General features: G+C 45.5%; 1 protein-coding gene. It reads left to right on the forward strand.

Going from position 1 to position 479, the window contains the following annotated elements:
- On the forward strand, nt 1-479 hold a 479-nt coding region (locus ASC50_RS04300; RefSeq protein ID WP_193391206.1), incomplete at both ends, for a beta-L-arabinofuranosidase domain-containing protein.

Here is a 479-nt window from a genome sequence, read left to right on the forward strand (position 1 = left end):
CTGTTGTTTACCGCTATTTCCATACAAGGGAATGCCCAAAGTTATGTACCCTTGAAAAACGACAGCCGTATAGCGGTGCAACCCAAGATACCTGTTCGTGCGTATGCCGTACCGTTGCAAGACGTTCGCTTGCTTGACAGTCCGTTTAAAACTGCTTTGGAAGCAGACAAAACTTATTTGCAGTCCTTACAACCCGACCGTTTTTTGCATCGCTTTCATTTGAATGCAGGGCTTCCCGTTAAAGGAGAAATATATGGCGGATGGGAAAGTATGGGTGTCAGCGGATTTTCTTTCGGTCACTATCTTTCGGCAATGGCGATGCTTTATGCCGCAACAGGTGACACGGATATGAAAACGAAAACCGATTACTGTATTAATGAACTGAAACGTTGTCAGGATGCACGCGGCACCGGTTATGTGGGAGGAATTCCGAATGAAGACCAATTATGGAATGAGGTTGCAGAAGGAGATATCCGTAT

The organism is Candidatus Symbiothrix dinenymphae, assembly GCF_001431085.1.